The sequence below is a fragment of the Flavobacterium sp. ZT3R18 genome (assembly GCF_007097385.1).
Lineage (GTDB): Bacteria > Bacteroidota > Bacteroidia > Flavobacteriales > Flavobacteriaceae > Flavobacterium.
In genome coordinates this window covers 50,869-64,441 of the sequence record NZ_VJZS01000011.1, presented here as the reverse complement: position 1 = coordinate 64,441, position 13,573 = coordinate 50,869, and the positions used below count along the sequence as shown (strand labels likewise).

At 31.2% G+C, this 13,573-nt stretch carries 14 protein-coding genes; 11 read left to right on the top strand and 3 right to left on the bottom strand.

The genetic code is table 11. The annotated features are described in order from the left end of the window. Nucleotides 1-16: 16 nt before the first annotated feature. The 8 genes from FNW52_RS12640 to FNW52_RS12605 all read left to right on the top strand — a co-directional run bounded on the left by FNW52_RS12640 (nucleotide 17) and on the right by FNW52_RS12605 (nucleotide 6,598). A complete protein-coding gene (locus FNW52_RS12640) occupies nucleotides 17-1,096 on the top strand; it encodes a hypothetical protein (RefSeq protein ID WP_143377836.1) in 1,080 nt (359 codons plus the stop codon). Nucleotides 1,097-1,232: 136 nt separating this feature from the next. Continuing rightward, the gene (locus tag FNW52_RS12635; RefSeq protein WP_185965975.1) at nucleotides 1,233-1,403 is read left to right on the top strand and encodes a hypothetical protein; all 171 of its coding nucleotides are present in this window, start codon (nucleotides 1,233-1,235) and stop codon (nucleotides 1,401-1,403) included. A gap of 317 nt (nucleotides 1,404-1,720) precedes the next feature. Further along, entirely contained in the window at nucleotides 1,721-2,266 is a 546-nt protein-coding gene (locus FNW52_RS12630) for a ParB N-terminal domain-containing protein (protein WP_143377835.1), read from the top strand. Beyond that, entirely contained in the window at nucleotides 2,267-3,316 is a 1,050-nt protein-coding gene (locus FNW52_RS12625) for an ABC-three component system protein (protein WP_143377834.1), read from the top strand. Continuing rightward, nucleotides 3,316-3,798 carry an ABC-three component system middle component 2 gene (locus FNW52_RS12620; protein ID WP_143377833.1) on the top strand — a complete coding sequence of 161 codons (483 nt, stop codon included), beginning with the start codon at nucleotides 3,316-3,318 and terminating at the stop codon, nucleotides 3,796-3,798. Before FNW52_RS12625 ends, FNW52_RS12620 begins: the two co-directional genes overlap by 1 nt. Further along, nucleotides 3,798-5,609, top strand: coding sequence for an AAA family ATPase (locus FNW52_RS12615; protein ID WP_143377832.1), 1,812 nt, complete (start codon nucleotides 3,798-3,800; stop codon nucleotides 5,607-5,609). Before FNW52_RS12620 ends, FNW52_RS12615 begins: the two co-directional genes overlap by 1 nt. Before the next feature lie 165 nt (nucleotides 5,610-5,774). Beyond that, nucleotides 5,775-6,386 (top strand): DUF6602 domain-containing protein, encoded by a 612-nt coding sequence (locus tag FNW52_RS12610; RefSeq protein ID WP_143377831.1) that lies wholly within the window; start codon nucleotides 5,775-5,777, stop codon nucleotides 6,384-6,386. Beyond that, on the top strand, nucleotides 6,386-6,598 hold the full coding sequence (locus FNW52_RS12605) for an MbcA/ParS/Xre antitoxin family protein (RefSeq protein WP_143377830.1): 213 nt from the start codon (nucleotides 6,386-6,388) through the stop codon (nucleotides 6,596-6,598). Before FNW52_RS12610 ends, FNW52_RS12605 begins: the two co-directional genes overlap by 1 nt. A gap of 171 nt (nucleotides 6,599-6,769) precedes the next feature. Here FNW52_RS12605 and FNW52_RS12600 read toward each other — a convergent pair whose 3' ends face one another. From FNW52_RS12600 to FNW52_RS12590, 3 genes are all read right to left on the bottom strand, one after another. Then, nucleotides 6,770-6,982 (bottom strand): type II toxin-antitoxin system HicB family antitoxin, encoded by a 213-nt coding sequence (locus tag FNW52_RS12600; RefSeq protein WP_143377829.1) that lies wholly within the window; start codon nucleotides 6,980-6,982, stop codon nucleotides 6,770-6,772. A gap of 49 nt (nucleotides 6,983-7,031) precedes the next feature. After that, nucleotides 7,032-7,244, bottom strand: coding sequence for a hypothetical protein (locus FNW52_RS12595; protein ID WP_143377828.1), 213 nt, complete (start codon nucleotides 7,242-7,244; stop codon nucleotides 7,032-7,034). Between the two features lie 202 nt (nucleotides 7,245-7,446). Continuing rightward, nucleotides 7,447-7,686: a hypothetical protein gene (locus FNW52_RS12590; RefSeq protein ID WP_143377827.1), complete on the bottom strand. Its 240-nt coding sequence runs from the start codon at nucleotides 7,684-7,686 to the stop codon at nucleotides 7,447-7,449. Between the two features lie 356 nt (nucleotides 7,687-8,042). Here FNW52_RS12590 and FNW52_RS12585 point away from each other — a divergent pair, with 356 nt between their 5' ends. From FNW52_RS12585 to FNW52_RS12575, 3 genes are all read left to right on the top strand, one after another. Then, complete coding sequence (locus FNW52_RS12585; protein WP_143377826.1) at nucleotides 8,043-8,291, top strand: hypothetical protein; 249 nt, start codon at nucleotides 8,043-8,045, stop codon at nucleotides 8,289-8,291. A gap of 382 nt (nucleotides 8,292-8,673) precedes the next feature. Further along, complete coding sequence (locus tag FNW52_RS12580) at nucleotides 8,674-12,600, top strand: hypothetical protein (protein ID WP_143377825.1); 3,927 nt, start codon at nucleotides 8,674-8,676, stop codon at nucleotides 12,598-12,600. 221 nt (nucleotides 12,601-12,821) lie between these two features. Further along, nucleotides 12,822-13,538 (top strand): hypothetical protein, encoded by a 717-nt coding sequence (locus FNW52_RS12575; protein WP_143377824.1) that lies wholly within the window; start codon nucleotides 12,822-12,824, stop codon nucleotides 13,536-13,538. The last annotated feature ends 35 nt before the right edge of the window (nucleotides 13,539-13,573 follow it).

Sequence of the window (13,573 nt, the reverse complement as noted above, 5' to 3'; positions counted from 1 at the left end):
ATTAAAAAAACAAAACATGATTTATTTAAACCCAGTCGGAATAGGTGAAATTGGAAATGCGTTAGGAAATAATAACTTAATTCAAGCCAGTAATTATTATGAATACCTTAAAGACAAATGCAATTATCAATTTGTAGAACCGATTTTTGACAGATTCAATAAAGTGACGAATTTAAAGGAACTAGTCCCAAATAAACTCGTGGTTATTCCAAACATACTAACTGTTCATACAAGCCCATTTCAAGGCTCACTTTTTGATAATTTTAGAAAACATATAAGTGGAGATCCTCCATCAGTCACAATCAAACCTTCCGATAGCAGTGTTTTTGTTTATGCCTATAATGAAGACGGGAAATTAATATGTCCGCTGACACCAAATATGAATGGTATTAACGACTATTACTGTACATATGAAATACTATTGTTTGGAAACCATTTTAATAATCAACCCTTTAATTATCCTTTTGTTGTTGCTAATGAAGTAGATGGTATTGCAGCGGGTTATAATAAAAATAAACCTGAAAGTAATCCACCTCATGCGATTATGGTTAGGGCAAGAACAGCTGGTAAATATTCTGTCCAATTGAATGTTCGATTAAATAAAAATTTAATTGATGTTAATATTCCAGAAAGTGATCGAAAAATACTTGAGAAAATGTTGATAACAACATTTGAAGTAAATGCAATTGACAATATAGAAATTATTGACAAACTATCGATTGACTCATCTGACCCATCTAAATTAAAGACAGACAGTAAAGGAAAAGTATCAATTAATCTAAATGAAAATGAATTCATAGATATTAACCTAACTGGAATAGTTTCAAAACAAGTGTGGAACGAGAATAATAACACCTATATGCATTCCCATTATTTATCGATAAGTTTAAATAATATTACATTATCTTATGAAAATATTACAATAAACGATCCGAATTTGCCTAGCCATGAATGTCTTTTAATAAAAAAAATAAATGGAGATGGAACCTATGTTCGATTAACTGGTGGAAAACTACTGTCAAACATTGGCACAAAGGGAACTCTAAAGATACATACTCACGGTAGAAGTTTTGAGATCGAAGTAATCATAAAATAAATTATTAAAGACTTATCTATATAACCATATACTTTTATATTAGATAATTATACTGAAATCAACTTTGCTAAAAATGCATTTTAAAATCAAAATATGCCAATATATTTCACTCCAGAAGATAGATTAATAGCTTTGTTTGGAAAATCAACAATTAAAGGTTGATAATCTAGGATTGGAAAGCTTAACAAATGGGAAGGAAAACCCAACTTTTAAATTGATAATAAGTGTTCTTACTAATATTAGTGAATTGGAAAGAGATTCAATCTTAGAAAGACAGCAAGAAGGAATGGGGATTGCTAAAGCATAAGGAATATATAAAGGACGTATAAAAAACACTGTTCAAAAAAAATATTAAAACAACATTCAAACATTAATAATATATGACTTTTACAATTAATATCATACACTAATTTGACTTCAAAATTCCTCAAGCGTACAATAGTCTAAAAATAATACGAATGACAAACATTTAGAAAAAACAATTAAAATTCTCATTGTAAAATGTAATAAAAAACTCTATATTAGCAAACGGCAAAAAGCCATTTTTTGACACGAAATCAACCCAATTATTGCAAATTACAGTTTTTTTGTCTAGTATAAACAGATTAGCTACAAATTTACCACATGGATTACCACGATTATTATTCGATAGAAAGTCAAGAAAAAAGAATCAATGCGAATAAATATAGAGATAATAAAAAAAAAGAGTTTAAGAAGATTCTTAAGAGCCATCCTGATTCAATAAAACCATATTGGCATTTATCAAAAGAAAAAATAGATTTCGAAAATTTACCCGAAAAGAAACCGACATTCATTCAGAATGAAGAATATGAAATTTATTGGATTAAAGTAAAAGAACTTTTAAGTAATTTAAAATATAACGCAGAAAAAGTTTATGGTAAAAAATCTATATGGACTTTACAACATAATGATAATAAGATAACCAAAGTGTTGATACATTGGCAAAATGAAGAAAATTTAATTCCAATAATTCTAAATATTCCTGAACCAAACTTAATTTTAATACAAGATGGACACCATCGATTAACTGTTGCAAATTTTCTAGACTGTGAAAAAATACCTGTAATTATATCTAAACCTTTTGAACAGGACTTTTTAGCTAAATTTACGTTTAGTGAGAAGTTCGCGGTAAGCTTAAAAACAAATTAAATGACATATTATAAAACATCACATCAAGTCAATTTCGGCAAGAGAATTATACCTCTTAAAATGGTTGAACATATGTCATTTGAAGATTGGGAAGAATTTATCGAAGAATGGATAGACATCAAAAAAACTGAATACATAGAAGGTGAAAGATTCGGTGGTGCTGGAGATAAAGGGAGAGATGTTGTAGGCTATGTAACAGATAAAAACAAACCAAATTACATTTGGGATTGTTATCAATGCAAACATTATGAAAATGCATTGATTCCAACTCAGGTTTATAAAGAATTTGGTAAAATATTATTCCATACGTTTAAATCAGAGTATCCAAGACCTAGAAAATTTTATTTTGTTTCACCTAAGGGTTGTGGAACCTCTCTTTCTAAATTACTACAAAATCCGTCGGAATTAAAAGATGCATTGAAAAAAAATTGGTTGAAATATTGTGAAAATGACATTACTACTGTTGCAATCAAATTAGAAGGTGAATTTTTAAAATGGATAGATAATTTTGATTTTTCAATATTTTCTAAAATTCACACAAAAAATATTATAAATGAACACAAAAATCATCCAAATCATTTAATAAGATTTGGTGGTGGATTGCCTGAAAGAGAAAAATTAGATATAAGTACTATTCCTAATGATATACATAGTTCAGAAATAATTTATGTAAATGAATTATTATTGGCTTACAGTTCTGAAAGTACAGAAATCTACAAAAATGCGCAAGAAATAACTTCAAAAGAAGTTTATAAAAATCATTTTGCAAGAGCACGCATTAGTTTTCATCACGCAGAACAATTAAGAAATTTCTCAAGGGATAGTTTACCCATTGATACATTTGAAGATTTTCAAAATGAAATATTAAATGGGATTATTGATATTGTAGAAGATAGTCATTCAAACAATTTCATTAAAGTAAAAGAAGCAGAAAAAGAAGCTCGAAAAATTATAATATCATCAAATCCATTAAAAGATGTTAGTATAATAAATGATCGCAGTGGAGTTTGCCATCAACTGGTTAATGATAAAAAAATAAAATGGACATAATGGAAATTAAAAGAAATGTAAACCCGTTCAATAATAGTGTTGAATCTGGTCTTCGAATTTTAACTATTCTCAATGAAGCATTTCCTAAATCTTTTGATTTGCAAAATCTTGTCTATCTAGACTATTTAACTATTCATTCCGGCGACATTGACAAAACAACTAATAGCCTTCACCCTGCAGTACCATATCGTTCTGGAGAAATAATGATAAGAAGTTCCATTATTGAAAAAGGGTTAAATCTTTTTATTTCAAAAAAATTAATTGAAAAACTATACAATCAAAATGGAATAGAATATAAAGCAACTGAAAACGCAATGCCCTTTCTTGAATCCTTAGAAGAGAATTATTCTATTAATTTACAAGAAAATGCAAGTTGGACAGTAAATAACTTTTCAAATCATACCAAACAAGAGCTTAAAACAATAATGACTCCTAAATTGACAAAAATAGATAACGAGTTTAATATAGAAATTTTACAATAATGCAAAGTGGTTTTTTATTAAAAGAGTTAAGACTCAGTGGTCAATCTTTAAGAGATGCAAGTATCGTCTTCAAAACGGGAGTTAATATTATTACAGGTCCATCAAATACGGGAAAAACTTATATTTTCCAATGTCTAAATTATATGTTTGGCGGTTCAAAAATACCAAAACCGATCAAAGAAGCAAGAGACTATGAATTAATTTACCTAGAAATAGCTGACTTACAAGGTACAATTTACACATTGTTGAGTGATTTAAAGGGAGGGAATTTTAAACTTTACAGTTCATCAATTGACAATATTAAGGAAACAGATAAGTATACTATTTTAGACAGAAAACATAACCCTGCAAATGAAAACACCGTTTCTGCTTTCCTGCTTAAATTAAATAATTTATCAGAGAAAAAAATTAGAACAAACCAAAAGGGGAAAACTAGAAAAATCTCGTATCGTGATATCGTAAAGTTCTCGATGGTTAGCGAAACCCAAATAACTACAGAAGATTCTTTGATTATTAGCCACTATACTAAAGCTACTGAGGAATCCAATGTATTAAAATTAATAGCAATTGGTAAAGACGATAGTGCTATAATTGAATCACTTTCTCCAAATCAAATCGCTAATAGAAAAGGTAAATTAGAAATTTTAAAGGAATTTATAAGTGATAATCAAAAGGAACTCAAAGCCTTTAAGCTAGAACCTTCTCTTATTCTTGAAGAAACAAATATTATTATTGAAAAATTAAATGAAAAACATTTTAATCTTCAAAATAAATATAATGAAATAGAATCTAAAAGAAAGGAAACTCTTGAATTATTATTAATAAAACAATCTAGAAAAAGAGTCATCGAGGAATTGTATAAAAGATCTGATCTTTTAAAATCACATTATTTTTCAGACATAGCACGTCTAAAATCAACAATAGAAACCAGTATTTTATTAAATGAAGAAAATCATACTGAAAATGGGAATTGTCCTTTATGTAATGGTCAAATAAAAGAAGAATGTTCTATTGCTGATATTAGTAGAATTATAGAATCATGTGCATCAGAAATAGATAAAATTGAATCTTTAAAACAAGAATTGATTGAATCTGAAAAAATCTTAAAAAATGAATTTACTAATATCTCTTTACAAGCTTCTAATCTAGATAACGATATAAATAAATACACAATAGAACTTGATAAAGGAGTTGGATTTGAAATGGGAGAAATTGTTGAACAAATAAATATTCAAAATGAAAAGAAAAGTTTTGCCTTGGGAGCTTTCCTTAAATTTGAGCAATTAGAAAAGTTTAAGAAGGAGAAAGAAAAATTAGAAGATTCTTTACCTGATTCTAATTCAAAACAATCTTTCGAGCATATTTCTACTTCTTCATTAACTAACTTATCAAAAGCTATTCATTCTGTCCTTAAAGGTTATAATTATCCCAATTTAACAAGTGTTAGTTTCAGTGAAGAACAAATCGATTTTGTAATTTCAGGTGAAGATAGAAATCTATCTGGAAAAGGTTACAGAGCAATAATCTATTCAGCATTTATTCTTGCCTTACAGGAATTAATATCGCAAAAAGAATATTCTATTGGCGTCCCAATTATCGATTCACCATTAGTCACTTATAAGAAACCCGACAATGAAGATGAAATAACAATAACTGATGATTTGGCAATGGATTTTTACAGATATATTGCTAATCAAAGTAAATTAGAGCAAATAATAATAATTGAAAATGAAGAACCTCCAGTTGATATAAAAGATAAAATAAATCATATCATTTTAAATAGAACGAATGGCTTTATACCTCAGAAATAAAAACCTACCGCTAACGGCAGCTATGCTCCATTGCTGGCTTTTTGGTAAATTGAAACAATATTTTCCATAATTTTGTTTTCGACCAGCAGAAATTATTTTTCTCCAAAATCCCGCAACAATACGTTAGGCGAAATTGCATCAAGATTACGATAAAATCAACTAAATATGAATAATCGGCAAATAGAATTAGTTGAATTCTCAGAAAAAATTTATCATTCTGGACTTCGTCATACTGGTATGAATGGTTCTTTATACGAAGATATTTTTATACAGTTTTTACGCGAAGACTTGCCACAATTCGCTTTCTTCAAAGGACAAATCGTACATGAAAATATTACTTCTTTACAGTATGATATAATGATTTGTAAAAAAGAAACTCCTCACGAAGAGTTTCTCAGAAAAGTAAATCCATACGTAAATATCGTAAATAGAAAAAATTGCTTAGGCGTAATTGAATTAAAAAAATGGTCATTTCCAAAAATGATATTAAGTGATGGAGTTATTCAAAATTCATATACTAGCTTTAAAAACTCTTTTCCTGAACTTAAGTATTTCTTTGTAAGTTTAAGATTTAAAGACCGCAAAAACGATTTACAAAAGACCTGGATTAATTTAAAAACGCAATTAAATACTGACGGTAATTTTTGCTTTTTTGGAAGAACTGAACCTAAGGACGAAGAATGGCTTTTTCCTTGGCGAACCGAAATAATAAATAAACATGAAGCATATTTTGGTGAGTACGAAAATTTGATACAAACAATAAGCGACATCGTATAATGGAATCAGAAAAATTAATTATTAAGGCATTAGATGCTTTATATGTGCACGCAGAATCTCTTTTTGACAGCAAAGGAGATTTTGATATATGGCTAGACACTCCCAACTTTTTCACAGATAAGCATCCACCTCGGGAATTATTAGATACTCTTGAAGGTATTAAATTTATAAATGACCGTTTAACTGATATGGAATATGGGGACAACGTCTAATAAAAACGGATAAATCTGTTTATAACAAAAAATAAAGTTAAACTTTAGATTTTTAAATATGAAAACGAAAAAATCATAATTGAAAAAACTTTGTATTTCACACAACCTAATACCTCAATGACAAACTGTATAATAGAGGCACCCAAACAAAGATTATAAACTCCCGATAAGCTAGATCTCTAGTTCAAAGCCTTTCGCAAGTTTTTCATAAATTTCTTTCTCGTGTTCTTCAGCTGCTTCAATATACAGCTCAATAGCAACTTTTAAATTTCCTTTCAATTCATCTAATGTGCTACCATCTGCGGTTACTACTCCCGGGATATTTTGAGTCGTTCCCCAATAACTACCATCCTTTGCTTTTTCGATTTTCACTTTAATTCTCATAATTCTTTTTTTTTTGTTAAATATAAAAAACAAATTAAAGTAATATTTATTAGTCCTCCCAGCCACATAGTATAGAATATCCCATTTGTTTTGCTTCTTTTAAGGATACTTTTTTTACAACGTGAGCACAACTGCTTAATCCTTTACAATTTTCATTTAAATGATACTTGGTAGCTGTTTTGCTAACACATATATAAACATCACTGGCATTAGTTGATGAATTGAAGAAGAGCAATGAAATAGAAAGTAAAAGTATTTTCATAAGTAGTTAGTTAATAAATTATTGTATTGCACTCTAAAACTATAAATAGTCAATTAAAAATATTCTCATCCTAAATGACATATTCTCAAGTTATGTACGATATTCTCATATGTTGTGACATTTGACAATAAACTAAAGTTATACTCTTTAAAACTTAATAAAAAGGCCCTCTTTCGAGGGCTTTAAAAATTACCTAAGTAAACTATTTACCATTTGATTGAGACAACACAGAACCCGCCAAAGTTTTAGTTGTTTCATTGTACTTTTCACTTTGTAATGCTTTAGACGCAATTTTTTCCATTTGATCACCGGTCTGGTTTTGAGAATTTGCTTGAGATAATACAGAGCCCGCCAAAGATTTAGAAATTTGTGATGAATTAGGATTTCTTAAGACTTCTGATGCAATTTTTGTCACTGATTGTGACGATTTTTTTGAATTCATAATATTTTTATTTAAGATTAAAAACAAAGCTATTTATAATTAATTTAAACAACATAAACAATAGACAATACTTATGAATTATTTGTTAACATTTTATAATTCAACAAAATACATTAAAAATCACACCAAGATAATTTTAATTCAAAATCATAATTAATATAGAGAAGTGAAAAATCATACTTCTAACAGCGATGCCCATTGAATGGTTGCTAGGTTTGATCTGTCTTTGAAAATTCTCCCAATTTTCAAAGAGGAGTCTTATTCTTGTAATCTTTTTTGTAAGTTTACGTAACCTCGCAAAAGTATAGGGGGCATTGTACTCAACTTTAAAAAACATAACTGAATCGAAAAATTATATGAAAGTAATAAAAACAATTAATCTAGGAAACGGACACAAAATTGAATTTGGGGAAGCTACTTGGGATTACAAAACAACCTCTATACGAAATAGATACCCAACGACAAATGGAGGATTCAGCCCAAGAAGTTCTAGTGAAATTCCTATTGATGATATAAAACTTCTAATAGAGGAAAGCATAAAAAATGGTTATATATCAAAAAAAGACATAATAGATATTATAAAAACTGGATTAGATCATATTTAAAAAATGAACTATAGATAATAAAATTTTCGGAATTTCAATTGGAATACCATTAAGACCTGTATCATAATACCTAATAGGATACTCTAAGTGTAAACACTAGGAATAAAAGGTTGTTTAAAAAAAGTGTGCTATTAGAAATCACTCAAAAACTAGTCTTCACACCTATACGCCTTATTTTCAGCCTCACTAAGAGAAATTTTCGTATAGTGTGACTACAGCATCCGTTTTCTGTATAATGGTATTTTGAAGCAATTTTGCTAACGCAAAATATAAACACTATTATCGTCTTACCTTTTACATCACTATCCTGTCATTGATAAAATTTATACCTACTAACTCATTTTGTAAATTTATTAAGATCAGTATAACTAAAAATATTTCTATGTCTTCCAAAAATAATTCCTCGCTACTTGGGGATTCACTTCATACACTTGATACCCTGTTAAAAAAAAGAAGCGGTGGCGCCGTTAATATTCGTGGTATCCATTATCAAGTACTCTACGCCTGCCACATAATACTCGAAAAGTTAGACAAAACAGATACAGAAATCTCAATTACGTTAGAGGGGATTGAAGATATTGATATTCATATGCCCATTTCATTAGGTATTGTCAATAGTTATTTACAGCTTAAATCTTCCGAGAATAAACTCAATGCTTCCGATTTTTGGACTATGGGTGTCTTGCAGAATTTTCTCCCTGTATACCTTGCCGACCCCACAAGCAGTTTTCAACTTGTCTACAATTTTCATATTGCCGAAGGCAGCCTGAAAGAGCTATTTGAGAAAAAACTTAAAGCAAAATCAAGTGCCTACTGGTCCGAAAAATTAGGAAGTCTTAATTGCCCTAATATTAATATAACTGAATTCCTTAAAAGTATATCATACCATAGATATACAACCGATGAACTTCTGCAGAGCATTGTCCGCTCACTCTACAAGCATTGGGAAGTTGGCAAAGGCTCAGAATCACAATTTGTAAATGCTTTATTTTATAAGGTATTAGTGTGGTCGAAAGAACGCAGGTCTGTTCATTATCAAGATGTACTAAAATTATTTATGGATATTAAAGATTCCTATTCAAAAGTGGTTAGTAATCCCTCAATTACACATAACTGGATAGAAGCAGTAAATTATAATGCGGCAGCACCCTCCGACCTCATGAGCTATTATGAAGGAAAAGCTGCAAGACCCTATCACATTGCCGCACAATTACCTGCACACAGGAAAGTCTGGGAAAAGAAAATAAGCGACACTCTTAAAGAGTTTGATGTTACAGTTATAAGATCTTCCAGTGGCCAAGGAAAATCAACCCTTGCCTGGCAAGCAGGGTACCAATTTAAAGACCAATATAAAATCTACCAGTTGCACATTGCCAGAACATGGGAGGAGGTGAACTCGCTTATGGAATTTCTTGAAACAAGAGTAGCTATCGGCGAAACTCCTCTTATCATAATAGATGGCCTAAATATGTATATAGAAAACTGGGCTATGCTGATCGAACGTACAGCTTCACTCCCTGTGCGATATCTTATTACCACAAGACATGAAGATTGGAACCGATATGGAGCTGACATTTCAAAGATCAGTCTGCAACATATTGATATTAATATTTCCTCAGAGGAAGCCAAAGATATATTCAGCCAGTTTAAATCTAAAGGCAAACTGCATCCCGAAACCAAAAACTGGCAGCCCATATGGGAACAAGTATATGAAAGAGGATTGCTCATAGAGTACACCTTCCTGTTGACTCGTGGCGAAATGATCCGTGATCGGTTGGCAGCACAAATAAAAACATTAAACGCCAACAGAGAATCAACATCAAAAATTGAAATACTGCGAATCGTCTCATTGGCAGACTCCCTCGGCATCCGGGTAAGAACAAGGACACTACTGAACTATATCGCAAATTCTGTTGGCTTTGGACAGGATCGAGGAGAAATGCTGGTGTCACTGGAAAACGAGTATTTCCTTAACTTTGAAAATAAATACATAGAGGGTCTACATCCCATACGCTCCAATCACCTAAAAGAATTGTTGCACAGAACATTGCCTATTTCTGATTCACTGATACACCTTTACACTTTGTTAGAGCCTGATGATATTGAGGTTTTCTTTAGTACTGCGCCGCTATTAGTAATAGAAGATCGTACGGAATTTTATAGCGCAATAGCAGAAATACTCAAGGACCGCAGCTTTATGGAAATGGTAAACGCCCTGCATGGGGTAGCCCATGCAGAACCACAAAAATACTGGAAAGAGAATCAAGAAATTTTCGACAATGCCTTTGAAACTGGCGGTATCGATCTTTTTGTTATGCATACCATTCCGGGTTCAACAATAGACACCTTTAAAAATCTTATGGATATTCTTCCTGAAGGACTTACTGGTAATCTAAAGTATTTATCTAGGAAGCTTGAAGAACTACCTGTGTATAGCTTTGAAAAAAGCGATGTAGCATCCTTTGCAGAAGAACTCCTTAAGGTGCTTGGAAAAAGAACTGCAGCTATAACTTCATACCAAGGGCTGGACCTGCTTGCTAAATGGTATCGCAAACTCCATCTCAATATCAATTTTCTAATACCTTTAATTGAGAAAGATCTCATACACAATCTTTGCAATATGCCACTTCCTGAAGCCAGAGGGCTTTTCCAGTATTTCCATATAGCTTATCCGGATCGCTTCAAGAAATTTGTCACCAGCAATAAGGAGGTCATTATCAATTATCTGAGGAAAAACAGCAACTCACTCATTATAAAAGAAAAAGGCAAAAATATCACTATCGAATACTTCATTGACTTAAACGAAGAAACGTCTACCAACGAACTTAGTGTCAACCGCATTGAGAACGTATTTGCCTTCCTTCCCTACTATGAAAGATACAACACGCAGGCCATAATGCTCCCTTTTCCAACAGAAGAGGTTATCAAAGTAGTAAAAAATGATGCGAGAAAAAATATGAGTCCAGAAAATATAATAGACCACTATGAATCCCGATACAATCGCATATGGATGGATACTATACAAAAAAACTATCAGGAAAGTTCCGCCTACCAGTGGCAAAAAAAAATGTTTGACATCCGTCAAACAGCACTGGAATGGTGTCGCTGTTTTGTACGGATAATCGATGGGAAGCTGGAAGGAAATGCCGCCAAAGTAGATCTCGCTGTAAGAACATTTCTACCTATTCAGGACAAACTCCGCAAAGCGATGTCCCCAAACAGACCTTATCCCACTTACTCGTATAAACTACCACCGAAAAAAGATCGGGATAAAGCTGAAAAAACAGTTGGCAAGTGGATTGCATCACTCACTAATTCCAATAACCAATTAACCAACCTCTTTTCGCCTAAGGGAGATAATGACCGTAACCTTGCCGCTATCAATACAAAGGCCATTTATTATGAACTGCATGTCATGCAATTGGCCTTTCATGAGATGGAAGAAAAAACAATTGCCTATTTTGATGCAGAAGTGCATCAGCTTGATGCGGAAGAGAAACTCTGGTATGGAAGACTTCTGCAAACAATTCTATATTTCATGGAACACTTGCCCATTGAAAATCAAGTACCCGTTCGTGTGGCAAGGAAAACCATTCAAGAATGGCATCAGGGTTATGAGAGTACGCGTATGAATCTTCTGAAAGAAATACTGGAGGGGGCCAGCCAGCAACTAGTTGTTAATTTCCGCCTACCTGTTGCTTTTATAGAAACCCAAACACTGACAACGGTCACCATAGCAATAGAGGATTATGATTTCGCAGCTGATAATGCACTGCTCTTGTTCGCCGAGGCGCTGATTTCTCTGGCTGATTTTCCTGCAACATTCTTTATTGTACTTAACCTAAGGAATAATACCATTATCGGAGCTCTTAGATTTACAAGAGATTTTTTTAAAGCCTATCAGGACTATATACGCACCGGAATTGAAGGTGACCTTCTTAAACTCATGCCACTGCCCTTATTACCTGACAATGAAGTTAAAATTGCATTTCCAGATATAGAAGTGCCGGAACACAAGACAGATTCAATAGGTGAGATCAAGGTCAAGTTAGTAGTTGAAGTCTGGAAATATTTTGAAGCCAAATCTAGGCTTGACCGCGGAACAACATTTGAAAAAGCTTGGCTAACCAAACTAGAGGAGCATTGTCGTGCTGCTGTTAAAAAAGAACTCAAAGCTCCTGGAATACAGGACAGCCTTTTCTTGAAATGGATAAATGATGTCCTTAATGGATCTATCCAGATTAACGTAGCAGGTTATATTAATAAATTAATAGATATTGGGCAGGAATCAGGAAAACTTAACATCTAACAGTTCCAGTAATTTACATGGTTTACATATCCTTATAATCTAGTAAATACAATTCTTAATGACAAGCTTTGATATATACATAAAATAAATAATTAGGTCATTCTACTCTTAAGTCCAAAATAATCCTGCAGTCACAACAGAGCTGGTTAGTTTTTATTCACAATATACGTCATTAAACGGTTCTTTTATTTTAATAACCAAATGTTTACTCTCCTTTTTAAATGTATATTCTCATTTATTCATGTAATTCACAATTATCAAAAAAGATAAATGAAATCAATCCAGATGAATATCTTGTTGAAATGGAATCACATTTGGTAAATCTAATTAATAGAGAAAACCAAATCAAAACTGAAATTGATGAAAATGTTGCAGTACTTAAATCTGTACGTAAATTAACAAGTGCTGGTGTGTTACAATTGATTGAAGATACGGGTAAGAAGATTGGAAAACTTGAAAGTGATTTGAATAAAATCGAACAAGAAAAAAGTAAGATTGAATCAAACAAGTTATTGATATTTGATAAACAAGATAATGTTGAAGATATTATAAATGATAATCTATCAACTATTGAATCATCGAAAGAACTACTAAAAAAATATATCAATGCCTTTGTTCATAGTATGAAAATATTGGAACACAACACCAAATATACAGTACTTAAAGTTGTAATAAGAGATTATAAACAGTTAAAAACATTCTCTATTTATAAACTAGAAAGCGTTGAAATAATGAAAGATTTGGATTATATAATACTTGACAAAACAGTAACAAGAGATATTAAAGGTGGTTATTATAAAAGATTTAAATCATCATCTATATATGCACCACTATCTAATGATGATTTAAATGAAATAATATCAACAATAAAAAATGAAATGAAATCTGGTGTATATAAAATTGGTGAAGAACTGAATTATAAAAAATTAAACTATTAATTTGGATATTCAAAATAAATTAATTAATATTTGCA